Consider the following 17,508-nt stretch of genomic DNA (forward strand, 5'->3'; position numbering starts at 1 on the left):
CCGACGCTAGTGCGTGCCCGGGCGGTTAGGCCGCGGCGTCCTTGCGGTCGTTGTCGGAATCCGGTGCGGACGTCTTGGTGTCGGGCTTCGTATCGGGCTTGGCGTCGGGCTCAGAGACCTTGGTCTCGGGCTCGGACTTCGGCTCGGTTTTCGGGTCCGGTTCGGTGGTCGATCCGGTCGCGGCACCCGGTGTCGTCTCGGCTGGGGTGGTGCTGACTGGACTCGCGCCGGTACTGGTGGCCGGCGCCTTGGTGGCACCGATCGGGGTGACCTTGTTGCCGTTGGATGTCAGCTTCGGTTTCAGGCTGTCGGCGCTCAAGGGCTTCGTCGGCTCTGTCTCCGGAGTCTCCGGATCCTCCGTGATCGCACCGGTGGTCTTCTCTTGTACTGCAACGGGTTCGGGCTTGGCGACCTCGGGCTCGGTGCTCTCGGGCTCGGTGCTCTCGGTGACCTGGAGTGCGGTGAAGTCGCTGCCGTGCAGTCCGGGAACCGCCGACGGAGACGCCGACGGCGAGGCGGCCACGGCGATCGACTTCGAGTCGGTGGCAAGGGACTTCGCGGCCAGTGCGGTCTGCCCGCCGGAGAGCAGATTGGTCATCCCCTCCTGGAAGTTCATCAGCCCCTCGTGCAGGGCGCCCGGCACCGCGAGTAGCGCCTTGATGATCCTGTCGGGGGGAGTGAAGAGCGAGAAGGGTGTGTTGACATCGGCGTTCGCGTACGTGCGATCGGTGTAGCCCATGTCGACCACGACTCGTAGCAGCGGTTCGATGGCGCCGAGGAACGGTTCGGTCAACAGCGTCAACTGCAGCATCGACGACAGTTCCCGTATCGGTCCCAGCAGCGGCAGCTGTTGGTTGCGGTAGAGGATGTAGGTGTCAGTTCCGCCGGCGCTGTTCACGACCTCCTTCTCCAGGTGAGGCGTGGTCTCGGGGTCGATGGCGTCGTAGTACCGATCTGGATGCGCGTAGCGGGCCGCGAGTGCGGCGTTGAGCAGTGAGAGCGGATTGAAGTACGCAGGGAAGTCCGCGACGGGGTCGTACTCGATCGCGTGATAGGTCGTGTCGTATCGCGTTGGCTGGCTGGGGCCAATCGGGTCGATGATGAAGGGGATGAAGAGTCCGGGGAAGCGGCTGTAGATACCGCCGTTGGGCGCGAATGGGGACGCGATCATCACGAACGTCAGTTGGTCGGCCGATGGTGCGCCTTCGGGCCCTGGACCGACGGGTTTGGCCTGCAGGTTGCGTCGCACCCGTTCGGCGACCAGGGATCCCTCCGAGTAGCCGGCGACGATCAGGTACGTCTCACTGGAGTGGGCCACGAGGGCGAGGTGCATGGCGGGAACCCCGATGTTGCGACTCTCGGCGAGGTTGATCGTCGCGGGGTAGTGGACGGCCTCGTAGCCGTAACCGGCAGGCTGCACCGTCGCACTGAGCTTCTGCTGCACACGCTCGCCCGCCGAGTCGCCGCGTCCGCCCGCGCCGATGACGGTGTTGGTGAGCGCCACCATGGCGTCCATGACGGTGTTGTTGGTCGCGTGCCCCAGGACCAGTGCGCCGGACATGCCGGCCGCCGTGACGAAGACCAGTGCGGTGTCACGCGCCCTGCGGTGTCTGCCGTTGTGATTCCGCGCCACAAAACGCCCCCACTCCCGATGCTGCGCGACCCTGCGCGAATCGGACACTACTCCCGGTCATGGGCGTTTCGGCGTGGTTTTCAGAGGTGGTGCGGACACGATGACGGCGGCGCCCCGATGGGACGCCGCCGCCTCGAAATGTGCCTGTTGGTTGCCCGAGTCAGGGGCAGGTGACCTCAATCGCGAAGGGCTTGGTGACCGGGGCCATCGGGTTGGCCATGTCGATGCCGGTCGCGTTGCCGGTGATCTTGTAGGTGTTGCCGTCCTTCGACGCGGTGGCCTCACCCGCGCCGGCGCCGACGGCCAGCGTGACGCCGTTGACGTTGCCCAGGCCGACCGAGGTGACGGTAGGCGAGTCGCCCTCGCTGATGACGGCGGCGATGCCGGTGGCTGCCTCGCCGATCGCGATGTTCATGTTGCCGCCCATGGCGCTGCAGACGACTGTGCCGTTGACCTGCTGGTCCTGGCCGTCGATGGTGACCTTCGTGCCGCCGGGTGCGGCTGTGGCAGTTGGGGATTCGGCCGCGGACGTCGTGGCCGTGGTCGAGGTGGCCCCGGTGGTGGTCGTACTCTCCGCCGACTTGTCGTTCGACGAACAGCCGGACAGGCCGGCGATCAGAACGGCCGCACTACCCACAACGACGAGCAATCCAGTCTTCACATCGGTCTCCTTCGGTAAGTGTGACCTGTCAAGATCAACAAGCCATCTCTCGTACTATGGCCCGCTGCTGACCTGCGGTCATGGGAATGCGTGAAAAATCCGTCAGGCGGTGCCAACTTGTCGCTCGTTGTTCAGGCAGTCAGCACGCGGCCGTGATCGTGAAGGAGCCGGCGGACCGGAAGCTGGGATCGGAGGTGAGAAAACCGTCGGCCTTCCCCGAAATGTTGTACGTCCGACCGGTCATCGTGACGGTGGCCTCGCCCCCGAGTCCGGCGTTGTAACTTCCGGTGAAGCCGGCGAGGTTGTTGAGGTTCACAGATTGGACGGTCAAGGCACCCTCGTTCGACACCACGCTGACCGATCCCGATTTATCGTCACCGGTCGTGATGGTGACCACTGATCCGGCGGTGGTGCAGGACACTGCGTCGGTGGTGCCAGCGTCGGTGTCGTTTATGGTCACAGTGGCGGTCCCGACGGGGAGGGCGCCGGGCTCGTTCTCGGCTGGCGGTGGGGACGAGCACGCGGTCATACCACCGGCCACGAACACCATTGTGAGTACCGCGATCGCGGGGGCTGTACGCATGGTGTGAGAATCTACAGCGGTGAGCGCGCCGTTGAAACCGTACTTCGAGGTCGGGGCGCAGTTGCCGGATCGGGCCGGTCGGGTCGGTGTCATCCACACCCCGCACGGTGACGTCCACACCCCGGCGTTCATCGCGGTGGGCACCCAGGCCACGGTCAAGGCCGTGCTGCCCGAGGCGATGAAGGGTGTTGGGGCACAAGCGGTTCTGGCCAATGCATACCACCTCTACCTGCAACCAGGGTCTGACGTCGTCGATGAGGCGGGCGGCCTCGGCGCGTTCATGAACTGGCCGGGACCCACTTTCACCGACAGTGGCGGATTCCAGGTGATGTCGCTGGGTGTGGGCTTCAAGAAGGTGCTGGCGATGGACGCCTCGCGCGTGCAGGCCGACGACGTCATCGCCGAGGGCAAGGAGCGTCTGGCGCACGTCGACGACGACGGCGTGACGTTCCGATCGCACCTTGACGGGTCCACCCACCGGTTCACCCCCGAGGTGTCCATCGGGATTCAGCATCAACTGGGTGCCGACATCATCTTCGCTTTCGACGAACTCACCACGCTGGTGAACACCCGCGCCTACCAGGAGCAGTCGGTGCAGCGCACCCATGACTGGGCGGTGCGCTGTCTGGCCGAACACCGTCGGCTCAGCGTTGAACGTGCCGACAAGCCCGCGCAGGCGCTCTTCGCCGTCGTGCAGGGCGCGCAGTACGAGGACCTGCGCCGGAAGGCCACCCGCGGCCTGGTGTCGATAGGGGAGTCTGCCGGGCCCGCGGAGGGGCTGAGCTTCGACGGATACGGCATTGGCGGCGCGTTGGAGAAGCAGAACCTCGCGACCATCGTCGGCTGGGTCACCGACGAGCTGCCCGACGACAAACCGCGGCACCTGCTCGGCATCAGCGAACCGGACGACCTGTTCAACGCCGTCGCGGCAGGCGCGGACACATTCGATTGCGTGTCACCGTCGCGGGTCGCCCGCAATGCGTCGATCTACTCCGCGACGGGCCGATACAACATCACCGGCGCCCGCTACAAGCGCGACTTCACGCCACTGGACCCCGAGTGCGACTGCTACACCTGCGCGAACTACACCCGGGCCTACATCCGGCACCTGTTCAAGGCCAAGGAGATGCTCGCGTCGACGCTGTGCACGATTCACAACGAGCGCTTCGTGATCCGCCTGGTCGACTCGATCCGGGACTCGATCACGGCCGGTGACTTCGATGAACTCCGCGAGCACGTTCTCGGGCGCTACTACTCGAGCTAGCGGGGCCGACACAGCACTCTTGGACGCGTGCACAATAAGAGCATGACGACGACCGCCGAGGCGCAGACGCTGGTGATGCAGCTGCTCGATCCGTCGGCCCGAGCCAACCCCTACCCGCTGTACGAGCAGATCCGCGAGCATGGCCCGCTGCACATGCCAGACAGCCGGCTCACCGTGTTCTCGTCCTTCGCCGACTGCGACGAGGTGCTGCGCCACCCGGCATCGGCCAGCGACAGCATGAAATCGTCTGTCGTACAGGAGCAGATCGCCCAGGGTGCCGAGATGCGGCCACTGGGGCCACCGGGGTTCCTGTTCCTCGATCCACCGGACCACACCCGGCTGCGCGGCCTCGTCAGCAAGGCCTTCGTGCCGCGGGTTGTCAACGCGCTGGAACCCGATATCACCGCGTTGGTCGACGGACTGCTGGACGCCATCGAGCGCCGGGGCTCCTTCGACGTGATCGCCGATCTGGCGTACCCGCTCCCGGTCGCGGTGATCTGCCGACTGCTCGGCGTGCCGATCGAGGACGAGCCCGAGTTCAGCCGCGCCTCGGCGCTGCTGGCCCAGGGGCTCGACCCGTTCAGCACCCTGAACAGTGAGGATCCCGAGCGTGCCGAGAAGCGCCAGGAGGCGGGCCGGTGGCTGCGCGAGTACCTGCGTGGTCTCATCGATGTGCGGCGCGGTGCGCTCCGCGAGGACCTGATCTCGGGTCTGATCGCCGCGGAAGAGGGCGGTGACCAGCTCACCGAGGAGGAGATCGTCGCGACGTGCAACCTGCTGCTGATCGCGGGGCACGAGACCACGGTCAACCTGATCGCGAATGCCATGCTGGCGATGCTGCGAGAACCGTCGCTGTGGCGTGCACTGGCGAGCGACCCGAGCCGGGCGGGGGCGGTGGTCGAGGAGACGATGCGGTACGACCCTCCGGTGCAGCTCGTCATGCGAATCGCCAGCGAGGATATGACGATCGGGAGTGTGGACATTCCGAAGGGCGACAGCATGCTGCTGCTGATCGCCGCGTCACACCGCGATCCCGCGGTGGCCGAGCGGCCGGGTGAGTTCGATCCCGACCGAGCGACCATTCGACACCTGGGCTTCGGCAAGGGGCGGCACTTCTGTCTCGGTGCCCCACTGGCCCGGCTGGAGGCCACGGCAGTGCTGTCGGCGGTGACGGTCCGCTTCCCGAACGCGCGTATCGCCGGTGAGGCCGTCTACAAGCCCAACCTGACGTTGCGCGGTCTGGCCTCACTGCCGGTCACCGTCTAGCGATTTCGGCGCGCTCCGGAGCGGTGAGCGCTCCAAAACGCGCCGAAATCACGGGGAGAGATAGGGTCGCGCCATGCCAGAGGAGCTGACCGCCGAGCAGGCCGCCGCACGGCTCGGCCCCGAAGACACGCTGGGGATACCGCTCGGGCCGGGTCAGCCGCCGGCGTTCATGCGTGCGCTCGGCGAGCGCGACGACTGGACGGACCTGCGCGTGTACGGCGCGCTGCTCGCGGTGCTCACCGAACTGTTCACGCGCCCGGGCGTGCACTACCTGTCGGGATTCTTCGGCCCGCTCGAGCGGGCGCTGCTGGCCACGGGCGCCGATATCGAGTTCACGCCCGCGGACTTCCGACGCTTCGCACCGCTGTTGCAGCGTCAGGCGCCGCGCGTGATGACGACCGTCGCGACGCCGCCCGACGCCGACGGCTGGTGCTCCCTTTCGCTGCACGCAGGTGGGACGATCGGCGAGCTGCGCAGTGCGGGTGCCGATCCCGATCGGCTGCTTATCGTTGAGGTATCCGATGCCTACCCAAGGACTTTCGGGTTGGGTGAGCATCGCCATGCCTTGCACGTCGACGATATCGACATCCTCGTGCACTCGACTGACGGACCGCTCGCGCTGCCCGGAGGTGACGCCCCACCCACCGACGTCGACCAGGCGATCGCGCGGCACGCCGTCGACTTCATCCCCTCCGGCGCGACACTGCAGACCGGGATCGGCTCGATTCCAAACCAGATCGCGACGCTGCTGGCCGAGGGGGACGGCGGCGACTATGGGCTGCACAGCGAGATGTTCACCGACGGCTGCATGCGGCTGCATCGCGCGGGCAAGATCAGCAACACCGGCAAGGGGCAGTACGACGGTGTGAGCGTGACGACGTTCGCGTTCGGCTCCACCGAGCTGTACACGTGGCTGGACGGTAACTCCGAGGTGGCGTTCCTGCCCGTCGAGATCGTCAACGCACCGGAGGTGATCGCCGCGAACAGCGACATGATCTCCATCAACGGCGCACTCTCGATCGACCTCCAGGGTCAGGTCGTCGCCGACACGATCAACGGCAAGCAGTTCAGCGGGATCGGCGGTGCCGAGGACTTCGTGGCAGGCACCGGGCTCGAACTGTCCGACCGCTCGCTGATCTGTCTACCCTCGACGTTCTCCAATGAGGATGGACTGCAGTCGAGGATCGTGGCGGCGTTCGGTCCCGGCGCGGTGATCACGACGCCACGGCATCACGTCGACGTGATCGTTACCGAGTACGGTGTCGCCGAACTGGAGGGCAAGACCGTCCGCCAGCGCGGTGAGGCGCTCGCGGCGATCGCCCACCCGCAGTTCCGCGACGAGCTGCTGGCGGCCGCCCTCAAGGCTTGAGTTCGGCGCGGTTTGGAGCGGTGAGCGCTCCTTTTCGCGCCGAAATCACCTCGTCAGCTCGGCGATGACCGCGCGGGCGGCACGCTCACCCGCCTCCACCGCACCCTCCATGTAGGCACTCCAGTAGGTGGCGGTATCGGTTGACGCCCAATGGATCGCGCCGATCGGCGCCGACAGGGCCGCACCGTAGGTGGTCCACACCAGCGGGCCCAGGTTCGCGTTGTAGCAGCCGCGCGTCCACTGTCGATCCGACCACTCGCCGTCGACGTAGAACTCCGGGTGCGCGGCCTTATCGCCGTAGTGACGCACCAACTCCGCTGTCAGCGCGCTGCGGCGCTCGCCGGTCGGCATGCGCCCGAACGTCCGGGCCTGCTGCCCCTCCAGGAACAGCAGCAGCACGCCGTGGTCGTCGCCGGGGATGCAGGTGTCATTCGACATCCGCGCCGGGCCGATGTCCGAGATGAGCTGGCCGTTGAGACCGTCTGCGCGCCAGAAGGGTTCGTCGTAGACGAAGAACGCCTTCATGGACGATCCGTTCGGCATGCGCTGGGTGAGCTGGTCGCGAACCCCGGACAGGGGCGGGTCGTACATGATGCGGCCGGCCAGCGTCGGTGAGACCGCGACGATGACCCGACGTCCGCGGGCCGTGATGCCGCCTCGGCAGTGCACCGTGACGCTGTCGGCGCTGTGCTCGATCAACTGCACGGGTGCCTCGAGCACGATGTGGTCGGTGATCAGCGCGGCCAGCCGCCGCGGAATCTCGCTGGTACCACCAACGAATCGGGTGGTCTGGGCGCCACCCTCGGACTCGGCGAAGAGTTCCGAGGTCACACCGCAGGTCTGGATGGTGAACAACAGATGCAGGAACGACACTTCGACGGTGGGCACCGCGAGGATCCCGACCGTGCAGATCTCCAACAGGGTCCGCGCCACGACGGACAGTCCCTGGGCGTCGTACCAGGCGCCCGCGGTAATCGCGTCCCACGCGTCGGCGCGCGGCGCCAGCCACGGCGCGTCGACCGGCACCTCGGCGGCCAACTGGTCGAGTTCACGGAACACACGCTCGAGTGAGGCCAGCTCATCGGCGTACCTGGTGTGAAAGTCGTTCTCGCGCAGCACACCCGAACCCACCAGCTCGTAGGACGTCTCGCCCTCCTCGTACTGCGGGAACGTCTCGACGTCGAGTTCGGCCGCCAGCGCGAACATGCGCTCGTGGGTGTCGCCGATCCACTGCGCCCCGATCTCCACTGGCAACCCCGGAGCCACCTCCTCGGTGAGGATTCGTCCGCCGACGCGGGTGTCGGCCTCCAGGACCAGGGGCGTGAGGCCGGCCGCGAGTACCGTTCGGGCGGCGATCATTCCCGACAGGCCCGCCCCGACGATGACGACGTCGGCTTCCATGTTGCGTGACATGCTCACAGCATCGCCGGTAACCGACGCTCGGTGGGGGAAATGGGCTACAGCGGGTTGAGGATGCGCTGCAGGAACTGGCGGGTGCGCTCCTCCTTCGGATCCCCGATCACCTGGGCCGGTGAGCCCTTCTCCAGTACGACGCCACGGTCGGTGAACAGCACCTGATTGGACACCTGCCGCGCGAACTGGATCTCGTGCGTGACGATCACCATCGTCCAGCCCTCGACCGCCAGATCCTTGATGACCGAGAGCACTTCGCCGACCAACTCGGGGTCCAGGGCCGACGTGGGCTCATCGAACAGCACCAGTTTCGGCTTGAGCGCCAGCGCACGGGCGATACCGACGCGCTGCTGCTGCCCGCCGGAGAGCTGATACGGGTACTGGTCCCTCTTCTCGGCCAGCCCGACCTGGTCGAGCAGTTCGACGGCCTCTTGGACGACTTCGTCCTTCGGCCGCTTCTGCACGATGTGCGGTCCCTCGATGATGTTCTCCAGCACCGTCTTGTGCGGGAACAGGTTGTGTCCCTGGAACACGAAGCCGCTTCGTGACTGAAACCTGCGTACCTCGGGTTTGGGCACTGGTTTGGAGAAGTCGATCTCGATGTCGTCCACCCGGATCACTCCGGCGTCGGGGCGGTCGAGCGCGTTGAGCGCCCGCAGCAGCGTCGTCTTGCCCGACCCCGACGGGCCGATGATGGCGGTCGCCGTGCCGCGCTCCACGGTGAACGACACTCCCTTGAGCACCTTGTTGTCGCCGAACGCCTTCTCGACGCCCTCGGCAGTGACCCGGTACTCGACTTCTCCTGCTTCCTCCGTCATCGCGCCACGTGCCTTTCCAGTCGATGTTCCAGGCGGTTCTGGCCGAATGACAACACCAGGCAGATCACCCAGTAGTACACCGCGGCCGTGCCATAGAGGGCGAAGAACTCGAACGTCGGCGCCGCGGCAATCTGTGCGGTCCGCAGAAGTTCGGTCACCAGGATCGTCGACGCCAGCGACGTGTCCTTCACCAGTGAGATCAGCGTGTTCGACAGCGGCGGGACGGCGACCCTGGCGGCCTGCGGAAGAATGATGCGGCGTAGCGCACCGGCGTAGTGATAGCCGATCGTCTCGGCCGCCTCCCACTGGCCCTTCGGCACGCTCAGGATCGCCGAGCGGATGATCTCCGCCGCGTAGCCGCCGACGTTGAGGCTGAAGGCGATCACCGCCGCGGGGAACGGATCGATCGTCACACCTAACGTGGGCAGCGCGAAGAACACGATGAACAACTGCACCAGCAGGGGCGTGCCCCGGATGATCGAGATGTAGAAGCGGGCGGCGTTGCTCAGCAGCACATTCGGGGAGAGCCGCGCCAGTGCCACCGCCAGCGCGATGATCAGGCCCAGCACGAAGCTGATGATGGTCAGCGGGATCGTCACCGTGATCGCCGCCTTGGCCAAGGGCAGGAGGTTGTCGGCGATCAACCGCCACGTCGAGCGTGGTGCCGCAACCTCGTCACCGGCCGACGGAGTTCCAGAGGCGTTGACCTTGAGGTACTTCTCCGAGATGTTGGCCAACGTGCCGTCAGCCTTGAGCGCCTCGAGTGCGGTGTTCAGTTCGGGTAGCAGGCCGCTGTCCTTGCGGGCGGCGAACCCCTGCTCGCTCTTCTCGCCGGTCTGGCCTGCGATCTTGACCGATGTGTCGTTGGTCTCGGCGAGGTAGGCGTAGACCGCGATGCTGTCGTTGATCGTGGCGTCGACTCGGCCCTGGTTGAGCAGGGTGATCGCCTGGGTGAAGCCCTCCACCGCCTCGACGCGCGCGCCGGCGTCCCTGGCGACCTGCGCCCAGTTGCTGGTGGTGGACTGTGCCGTCGTCTTGCCCTTCAGATCGGCCAGCGAGGTGATGGAGTCATCGTCGGCGCGGGTGACGATGACGCCCTCGGCGACCGAGTACGGCTCCGACAGGTCGTACTTGGCCTTGCGCTCGGCGTTGATGGTGACCTCGTTGGCCACCACGTCGAACCGGTCGGCCTCGAGCGCGGCGAAGATGGAATCCCATGGCGTCTCGACGAATTGGACACGCACCCCGAGCTTCTGCCCGACTGCACGGGCGACGTCGACGTCATAGCCGGCCAGCTCGCCGGTGGCGGGGTCGTGGAAGCTGAACGGCGCGTACGTGCCCTCGGTGCCAACGCGCAGCACCCCGGACGACTTGATCGAGTCATTGGCGCTTGAACCGCAGGCTGCGGTCAGCAGCACGGCAGCGATCAGCAGGACTGGAAGCAGTGCTCTTCGTATCTTCCGCACTGGCGGACGCTAACAAGTGCGAGGCGGTGGGCACAGTGTTCTGCTCATGTGGGTCGGTATACCCAGGGCTCGCGGGGCAACCGGGCGGGGTCGAACTCGGCGAGCATGCCCTCGACGGTCCTTGCGTGCCAGCCCAGCGACTCGGAGATCTGCGCGAGTGCCGTCGGAACGCCGATCTCGGCCAGGCTCACCGCGCCGTCACGCTTGGCCAACCGCTTGCCCTCCGCGCCCAGCACCAGCGGCACGTGCGCGTACGTCGGCGGCTCGTGGCCAAGCAGTGATGCCAGGTAGGCCTGTCGGGGCGAGGACGACAGCAGATCGTCACCGCGCACCACCTGATCGACACCTCCCGCGGCGTCGTCGACGACGACAGCCAGGTTGTAGGCGGTCACGCCGTCACCGCGCCGGAGCACGAAGTCGTCGACCACGCCGGTGTAGGGGCCGTGCAGCAGGTCGGTCACGGTGAACGTCGTGAGCTCCGAGCGCAGTCGCAGCGCGGGAGGACGGCCCGCAGCGACGCGTTCGGCGCGCTCGGCGGCGGTCAGGTTCCGGCACGTGCCCGGATAGGCTCCCTGCGGCGCATGCGGTGCGCGGGGCGCGGCGAGGATATCTCTTCTGCTGCAGAAGCATTCGAATGTCAGGCCGCGGGCGACCAGATCCTCGACCACGGTGTCGTAGCGGTCCTCGTGTGCCGTCTGGAACTCGACGTCCCCGTCCCACGTCACGCCGATGGCGGCCAGATCGGCGATCTGGCGTTGCGCGATGTCGGCGGACGTGCGGTCATCGAGGTCCTCCACCCGCAGGAGGAACCGCCGGCCGGTGGAGCGCGCGAAAAGCAACGCCAGGATCGCTGTCCGTAGGTTGCCGACATGAAGGTCGGCCGACGGGCTTGGCGCGAACCGGCCGGCGGGACTCATGCCCGCAATCTAGCCGCCTACGCGCATGCGACCGCGTCGGAGAGCTTGGACCGCGCCTGCGCGACGCTGTCCGACCACTGCGACCCGGACGAGACGTGCACTGCGGTGTCGCTCGCGAACGCGCTGGAGATCACCAGGTCGGGCCGAAGCGGGGCCAGCACCTGAAGGCTGACGGCGAGTGACTCGGCATCGCTGATCGGCGGGATATACCCGGCTGCCCAGGTGCCGTCGGCGCCGACGAACATCGTGTCGCCGGTGAACAGGTACTGCCTGCCGTTGGCCCCGGGCACCAGGTAGCAGGTGCTGCCCGGCGAGTGCCCGGGCGTCGGGATCACCTCGATGCCGTTGCCGTCGACGTGACGGGTGGCCAGCGGCACGTCGACGTGCGCGTGCTGGCCGATCTCGACGAGTTCGGCGACGGGTGCGTGCAGGCGCGCACCGAAGCGTTCGGCCACGCGCGCCAGCATCGGCCCCGCCTCGTCGCGGTGAGAAAGGTAGTGGTGGGCCACGCCACCGAGCTCGGCGATGTGGTCGTGCTCGGTGTCGGTCATGGTGCTGTAGAACAGCACGTTGCCCTCAGACCCGCCGGTCCACAGGTAGGCGTGTGTGGTCAGACCGGGAAAGGGGCTGTCTACCTGGGTTTCCCAGAGATCAGAGCGAATCGGACGCATGGTGATCCTCCTTGGTGGTGTGGGGCTCGCGTGGACCGGGATGGACGACGCGGGCGACGGTGAACCGGGGCGGTCCGGTCATGTTGGGTGTGGCGGTTCCGGACACGCCGGCGATGGCGGACTCGATGGCCGCCATTCTTCCGGCTGTGTCTGACACGGATTCGAACTCATCGAAGTCGGCACGTGACGCCCACTCGATGACGTTGTAGACGCGACGGCCGTCGATGCTCGCCAGAAGGTGCGCGCTGCGATAGCCGGGGTAGAACCGCACCCAGCGACGCTGGATCTCGGCGAACGCGTCGATGAGCTCGTTCTGCGCCTGAGGCCCGTCGACGGTGTAGTCGATGATCGAGTAGAACCCGTTGTCGTTCACGGGGACCACTGTGCAACCTCAACCTAACTAAAGGTCAAGGGATGGCGGTGAGGTCGCTCAGCTGGCCTTGTCCTCGGCGGCCTGGCTCTGCAGCGCCACCGAGGCGGTGTCGATGGTTGACTGCGCACCCAGGCCGCGGCCCTGCACCGTCACGGCCAGTCGGGTGCGGTCACCACGAAACAGATCGCGGGAGAACTCGCACGGCGTGCCGTGCTGGTCGTAGGTGATGCGAGTGATGAGCAGCAGTGCCGACTTCGGATTGACGCCAAGCAGTGTCGACTCCTCGGCGGTGGCGTTCACCGCCTCGATGCGCTCGTCTGCGCGGGCGGTGACCAGACCGTACTGGCTCTCCAGGATCTCGTAGATTGAGCCGCCGAGTTGTTGTTCGAGAAGGCCGGGAAAGACGTCGGCGGGAAACTGCGCCAACTCCAGCGATATTGGCGACCCGTCGGCGAGGCGCACGCGTTGAATCTCGACGACGAAGTCGTCGGCGCCGATGTGCAGGGCCTGCTGTGTGGTGCGGTCGGGGCCGGTGATCTTGGTGGACAGCACGCGGGTCCCGGCGACGTAGCCCTGGTTGGCGAGGAACGCCGGGACGCCGACAACATCGGAGAGGCTGCGCTGCACCTGCGCGTGGCTGATGAAGATGCCGCCGGCACGGCCGATCGCCCGGTCGACGAGCCCCGCCTCCTCGAGCGCCGCCAGAACCTGGCGGAGGCTGGACCGGCTGGTGCCGTATCGCTCAGCGAGTTCGCGTTCGCTGCCGAGCTTCGTGCCGGGTGTGCCCGCATTGATGTCGGCAACGATCCGGCGCCGCAGCTCCTCGGTTGGCGTTGACACCGGTACCTCCTGGCCGAAGAATTTGGTACGACCAATTCTAGGGGACACCGGTGGCGGTCGGGGCCACTAGATCTCGGCGAGTGCCTCTTGGGACTCGGGAAGAATCTGGCCGCCGTCCACGACCAAGGACTGGCCGGTGACATACGACGCCTCGTCGGTGGCGAAGAACAGCGCGGCATTCCCGATGTCGGCGACGCTGCCGAGGCGTCCGGCGGGGATCGCGGCAGCCATTTGGTCCATGTAGTTCTGGCCCATTTCGACGAGACCCTCGGTCACGATGTTGCCCGGCAGGACCGCGTTGACAGTGATCTTGCGGGGCGCGAGCTCCATTGCTGCGGTGCGCAGGAATCCCAGTTGCGCCGCCTTGCTGGCACCGTAGTGCGACCACCCGGGGTAGCCGGTGATGGGTCCCGTGATTGACGACGTGATGATCACCCGGCCGTGTCCGCTTTCCGTCAACGCGGCCAGAGCTGCCTGCACGATGTACACGGTGCCCTTGAAGTTCACCCCGATCACCTGCTCGATGTCCTCGGGTGTGAGGTCCTCGAGCCGTCCCGACGGGAAGATGCCCGCATTGGCGCAGACGATGTCCAGCCCGCCATGCCTTTTCACCGCGGTGTCTACGGCGTGGCGACAGTCGTCGGGGCTCGTAACGTCGGCAGCGACGCCGCTCACCGCGCCGGGCCTGCCCGCGAGGTCTGCGACCGCGGCCTCGATGTCACTCTGCGTGCGGCCGGTGAGCACGACGTTCACGCCCGCATTCGCGAACGTCTCGGCAATCCCACGGCCGATGCCCTTGCTTCCGCCGGTGACGACGGCGGTTCGGCCCTGCAGGGATGTGAACATGTCATTGGCCTTTCGGTGGTGATCTCTTTGATTGCCGGGGCGGCTAGGGGGTCAGATGGAGGCCGTTGGAGGTGAGGTAGCGCTCGGCGAGCGCACAACTGCCCTCCGCGTAGGTGACCGAGATGGCCTGAGATTCCTTGGAGTGACTGTGGGTGCCCATCCACGCCAGCAGCAGCAGCCGGCGCAGCAGCACGAAGGATGACAGCATCTCCTCGTCAGCGGCCGGGAGCGGACGTCGGCTCCGGTAACCAGTGACCCACGCATCCTGCCACTCCGGTACTGCGGGATCGTCCTCGAAGAACGACACCGCGGTACCGAAATCGTAGAAATACCAGCCGAAGCCACAGTCGTCGAAGTCGATCACCGTGATGGCATCGCCGTCGACCAGCAGGTTCGCCAGACGCAGGTCGGCGTGGATGAGGCCGAAGGTGTCCCGGCTGGAGCCGTAGTCGGCCAGCCGCTGCTGCAGGAGCTGCTGTGCCCGGTCGAGAACCGCGGCCTCCGACGCGCCGACGCCGATGGCGTCCTGCCAGCGGCCCCACCGGGGCTGGTTGCCCAGGCTGTGCTCCCAGTCCCAGGCGAACCTGCCGAAACCGGCCGGGCGCGACCATTCCCGGGAATGGTCGTGAAGGGCCGCGGTGATGCGGCCCAACGTCCGGAAGTCGTCGACCGTGAGGGACTCCTCAGCGGGTTCCGCTCCGTTCACCATGTCGAAGTGAACGACGTGGCGTGCCACACCGTCGTGCTCGACCGTCACGACGCGCCGGCCGTCGCGTGCGGGCAGGACCACCGGTACCGTGACATCACTGTCGCGGCGCAGCGCGTCAAGCCACTCGAGTTCGGACTCGATCTCGTGCTGCTTGTGGTAGTCCCTGCGGTGTACCCGCAGGATCGACCGTTTTCCGGTCCCCGCGTCGTCGACTGCGTACGTCGCGTTCTCGGAGAGATTCAGTAGCCGCAGTGTCGAGTCGGGCGCGATGTCGAATGAGCGCAGGGCGAGTTCGGCGACCTCGACGTCGTCGCCGACAAACGCAGCATCCCCGGGCTCACCCATCAGTGGTCGCGCCCCTCGATACCCGCCAACACCTCAGTGATTCGATCCCTCGCCATTGTCACGTCCTTGGTACTTCCGCCGATGTACAGCCTGCCTGCGGCACCGATCATCTGCACGTCGACCAGTGTGAGCCCAGGTGCGACGCGTTCGGCCTCGTTGGCCGCCACCGCTGCGAACAGCGCAGGTGTCATCTCGTAGACCAGCAGCGACTGTCCCGGGAGCACCATTGATCCCTGACGGTTGCGGTTGATGATCACCGCGTGCTGGTCGGTGATGTCCTCGATTATGTCGTGGTACAGCACCCGCGGTCGCAACTGGTCGGCCGCAGAGTTCCCAGTGCCGGAGAGAATGGCCTCGCCTGCTCGCCGAACATCGGCGAGGTTTGCCGAGTGGATCTCCAGCACACCGAACTGCCGCTCCACGTACAGGATTCCGGGCTGGATGCCAGGAACCTCCCGCAGCGCGAGGTCGATCACGCGCTCGATCGCCAAGGCGGGGGACACCTCAACGATCAAGGCGTGCTCGCCGGCGTACGGCGGGTACCCCCGGGCCCGCGTCGGCGTGCCCAGGTATGCCGCGAACTGCTGCTGGAGATCCTCGACCAGGAGGTAGACGCGAATATCGGTTCGCGTCCCCGTCATGGTCATGGCGTCGGTTTTGGCCATCGTGGCTGCTACTGAGCGGCGACGGAGAAGTGCGCGCCGAGTTCAGTGTGCGGCCGCGGGATGACATGCACGCTGATCAGTTCGCCTACCTGAGAGGCGGATTCGGCACCGGCCTCGGTGGCGGCCTTGACCGCGCCGACCTCACCGGTGACGATGACGGCCACCAGTCCATCGCCCACCTGCTGGCGATCGGTGATAGTCACGTTAGCGGCCTTGACCATTGCATCGGCTGCGGCCAGTGCGGCGACGAAGCCCTTGGTCTCGATCATTCCGATCGCGTTGCTTGCCATGATGATTCTCCTTCTTATCGGGGTTTGTCTGAACTGCTTATTCGGTTGGATCGATGGAGCCGATGATGAGTGCATCGACGGGCGGTGGGGTGCCGGTGAACCAGCTCGATGCCACCGAGCCCTGTGCGATGAGGACCTGTTCGCCCACACCGCTGCCGAGGACGTCGAACGCGATGAGCCGCGAGCTGGAACCGTCGACCTCGACCTCGAGGAAGGCGCCCGCGGGCACACCCTCGACACGTCGCGTTGACCACACCTGGCCGGTGACCGTCGCTTTGATCATTTTCGCTCCTTCTCAATCGTCAGTCCGAGCGCACGCGCGCGTTCCCGGGCCAGCGGGGTGAGTACGGCCCGCGGGCCGAGCACCAGGGTCGCGCCGGACTCGGCGAGTTCGGCAACGGTCCGTTCCGTGACGGCGCCGCGATCGAAACGTCGAGTGGTTCCGCCGGGACTGCGTGTCGCGCCGGCCAGCCGAAACGTCAGCCGACCGTTGCGCAGGTCTGCGCGGGTCTTGGGATTCTCAAATAGCCGCAACAGGTTACGGACGAATGCGTCGAGATCCGCGTCCGAGCGGATGCTGACGGTGTCCGCGCGGGACCTCTCATCGGCGGCCAACGGACCGGTCGGGGTGGGGCCCGTCGGCGTGGGGGGTACCACGGTCGGCGCGGCGGGCGGCGGGGCGACCGACTTGGACACCTTCGGCGTCAGGTCGCTGACGGCGTCGCGCACCACCTCGCGGACCAGGAGGCGCAGTTGGTCGCGATCGATACCGGTCACACCGCACTCCGGCGCAGTGCGTCCTCGGCAGCCTCGGCGGCCTGTCGTACATCGGCTTCCGAGCCCGACAGGTAGACCCGTCCGGTGGCGCCGATCATGCGGAAGTCGACGACCTTGATGTCGGCGGCCTTCTCGGCCTCGTTGGTGGCGAGGATGGCGTAGGACGCGGGCGAGACCTCGAGCACGTACAGCGTCTCACCCGCCAGAACCATTGACCCGATCTTGTTGCGGTTGATCAGGAACGCGTGCTGCTGGTCGATGCTGGAGATGATGCGTGAGGCGAGGATCGTCGGGCTGATCGCCGAGTCCCCGGCGTCGCCGAGTTCGGCGAGCGCGGCGTCGGCGGCGGCCTTGACGGCACCGGTCTCACCGTGGAACTCGAGGTACCCGAACTGCCGCTCGACGACCAGCACACCGGCCTTGACCTCGGCGTGCTTGAGCGCCACGTCGGTGATGCCCTCGATGTCCAGACCCGGTGCCACCTCGATGATCTGGGCAGCCGAGTCGGCACGCGGCAGAGCACCCTTGATCCAGGTGCCCAGATACGACATCGTCTGGGGTTGTAGCCGATCGATGAATATGAAGGAACGCAGTTCAGCCAC

Annotated in this window: 20 protein-coding genes; 3 read left to right on the plus strand and 17 right to left on the minus strand. The window is 66.7% G+C overall.

What is annotated here, in order from left to right:
- Positions 1–25: 25 nt before the first annotated feature.
- From ABIA65_RS05540 to ABIA65_RS05550, 3 genes are all read right to left on the minus strand, one after another.
- A complete protein-coding gene (locus tag ABIA65_RS05540) occupies positions 26–1,633 on the minus strand; it encodes a PE-PPE domain-containing protein (RefSeq protein ID WP_354522887.1) in 1,608 nt (535 codons plus the stop codon).
- 160 nt (positions 1,634–1,793) lie between these two features.
- Positions 1,794–2,294 carry a lipoprotein LpqH gene (locus ABIA65_RS05545; RefSeq protein WP_241402618.1) on the minus strand — a complete coding sequence of 167 codons (501 nt, stop codon included), beginning with the start codon at positions 2,292–2,294 and terminating at the stop codon, positions 1,794–1,796.
- A gap of 139 nt (positions 2,295–2,433) precedes the next feature.
- On the minus strand, positions 2,434–2,877 hold the full coding sequence (locus tag ABIA65_RS05550; RefSeq protein WP_241402619.1) for a lipoprotein LpqH: 444 nt from the start codon (positions 2,875–2,877) through the stop codon (positions 2,434–2,436).
- Between the two features lie 19 nt (positions 2,878–2,896).
- Between ABIA65_RS05550 and tgt the strand changes: the two genes are divergently transcribed.
- The 3 genes from tgt to ABIA65_RS05565 all read left to right on the plus strand — a co-directional run bounded on the left by tgt (position 2,897) and on the right by ABIA65_RS05565 (position 6,776).
- Positions 2,897–4,141 carry a tRNA guanosine(34) transglycosylase Tgt gene (tgt, locus tag ABIA65_RS05555; protein WP_354522888.1) on the plus strand — a complete coding sequence of 415 codons (1,245 nt, stop codon included), beginning with the start codon at positions 2,897–2,899 and terminating at the stop codon, positions 4,139–4,141.
- A gap of 42 nt (positions 4,142–4,183) precedes the next feature.
- Complete coding sequence (locus ABIA65_RS05560; protein WP_241402621.1) at positions 4,184–5,407, plus strand: cytochrome P450; 1,224 nt, start codon at positions 4,184–4,186, stop codon at positions 5,405–5,407.
- 73 nt (positions 5,408–5,480) lie between these two features.
- Positions 5,481–6,776, plus strand: a complete 1,296-nt coding sequence (locus ABIA65_RS05565) for an acetyl-CoA hydrolase/transferase family protein (protein WP_354522891.1) — start codon at positions 5,481–5,483, stop codon at positions 6,774–6,776.
- A gap of 45 nt (positions 6,777–6,821) precedes the next feature.
- Here ABIA65_RS05565 and ABIA65_RS05570 read toward each other — a convergent pair whose 3' ends face one another.
- The 14 genes from ABIA65_RS05570 to ABIA65_RS05635 form a co-directional block, all read right to left on the minus strand.
- Positions 6,822–8,189, minus strand: coding sequence for a flavin monoamine oxidase family protein (locus ABIA65_RS05570; RefSeq protein WP_354522892.1), 1,368 nt, complete (start codon positions 8,187–8,189; stop codon positions 6,822–6,824).
- Between the two features lie 44 nt (positions 8,190–8,233).
- Entirely contained in the window at positions 8,234–9,007 is a 774-nt protein-coding gene (locus ABIA65_RS05575) for an amino acid ABC transporter ATP-binding protein (RefSeq protein WP_354522894.1), read from the minus strand.
- The gene (locus ABIA65_RS05580; protein WP_241402625.1) at positions 9,004–10,473 is read right to left on the minus strand and encodes an ABC transporter permease subunit; all 1,470 of its coding nucleotides are present in this window, start codon (positions 10,471–10,473) and stop codon (positions 9,004–9,006) included. Before ABIA65_RS05580 ends, ABIA65_RS05575 begins: the two co-directional genes overlap by 4 nt.
- Positions 10,474–10,517: 44 nt before the next feature.
- Positions 10,518–11,390 (minus strand): tRNA glutamyl-Q(34) synthetase GluQRS, encoded by an 873-nt coding sequence (gene gluQRS, locus ABIA65_RS05585; RefSeq protein WP_354522895.1) that lies wholly within the window; start codon positions 11,388–11,390, stop codon positions 10,518–10,520.
- 17 nt (positions 11,391–11,407) lie between these two features.
- Positions 11,408–12,061: an MBL fold metallo-hydrolase gene (locus tag ABIA65_RS05590; RefSeq protein WP_354522896.1), complete on the minus strand. Its 654-nt coding sequence runs from the start codon at positions 12,059–12,061 to the stop codon at positions 11,408–11,410.
- Entirely contained in the window at positions 12,042–12,434 is a 393-nt protein-coding gene (locus ABIA65_RS05595; protein ID WP_354522897.1) for an antibiotic biosynthesis monooxygenase, read from the minus strand. The genes ABIA65_RS05590 and ABIA65_RS05595 overlap by 20 nt, the downstream gene beginning before the upstream one ends.
- A 57-nt stretch (positions 12,435–12,491) precedes the next feature.
- Complete coding sequence (locus ABIA65_RS05600) at positions 12,492–13,274, minus strand: GntR family transcriptional regulator (RefSeq protein ID WP_241402629.1); 783 nt, start codon at positions 13,272–13,274, stop codon at positions 12,492–12,494.
- Positions 13,275–13,340: 66 nt separating this feature from the next.
- Positions 13,341–14,120: a 3-oxoacyl-ACP reductase FabG gene (gene fabG, locus ABIA65_RS05605; RefSeq protein WP_241402630.1), complete on the minus strand. Its 780-nt coding sequence runs from the start codon at positions 14,118–14,120 to the stop codon at positions 13,341–13,343.
- Positions 14,121–14,163: 43 nt separating this feature from the next.
- Positions 14,164–15,174, minus strand: coding sequence for a phosphotransferase enzyme family protein (locus ABIA65_RS05610; protein ID WP_241402631.1), 1,011 nt, complete (start codon positions 15,172–15,174; stop codon positions 14,164–14,166).
- The gene (locus tag ABIA65_RS05615) at positions 15,174–15,839 is read right to left on the minus strand and encodes a microcompartment protein (RefSeq protein ID WP_354522898.1); all 666 of its coding nucleotides are present in this window, start codon (positions 15,837–15,839) and stop codon (positions 15,174–15,176) included. The genes ABIA65_RS05610 and ABIA65_RS05615 overlap by 1 nt, the downstream gene beginning before the upstream one ends.
- 8 nt (positions 15,840–15,847) lie before the next feature.
- Complete coding sequence (locus tag ABIA65_RS05620; protein ID WP_241402633.1) at positions 15,848–16,129, minus strand: BMC domain-containing protein; 282 nt, start codon at positions 16,127–16,129, stop codon at positions 15,848–15,850.
- 37 nt (positions 16,130–16,166) lie between these two features.
- Positions 16,167–16,412 carry a EutN/CcmL family microcompartment protein gene (locus tag ABIA65_RS05625; protein WP_241402634.1) on the minus strand — a complete coding sequence of 82 codons (246 nt, stop codon included), beginning with the start codon at positions 16,410–16,412 and terminating at the stop codon, positions 16,167–16,169.
- The gene (locus tag ABIA65_RS05630) at positions 16,409–16,906 is read right to left on the minus strand and encodes a hypothetical protein (RefSeq protein WP_354522899.1); all 498 of its coding nucleotides are present in this window, start codon (positions 16,904–16,906) and stop codon (positions 16,409–16,411) included. Before ABIA65_RS05630 ends, ABIA65_RS05625 begins: the two co-directional genes overlap by 4 nt.
- Positions 16,903–17,508: a BMC domain-containing protein gene (locus ABIA65_RS05635; protein ID WP_354522900.1), complete on the minus strand. Its 606-nt coding sequence runs from the start codon at positions 17,506–17,508 to the stop codon at positions 16,903–16,905. Before ABIA65_RS05635 ends, ABIA65_RS05630 begins: the two co-directional genes overlap by 4 nt.

Source organism: Mycolicibacterium sp. 624 (assembly GCF_040548615.1).
Lineage (GTDB): Bacteria > Actinomycetota > Actinomycetes > Mycobacteriales > Mycobacteriaceae > Mycobacterium.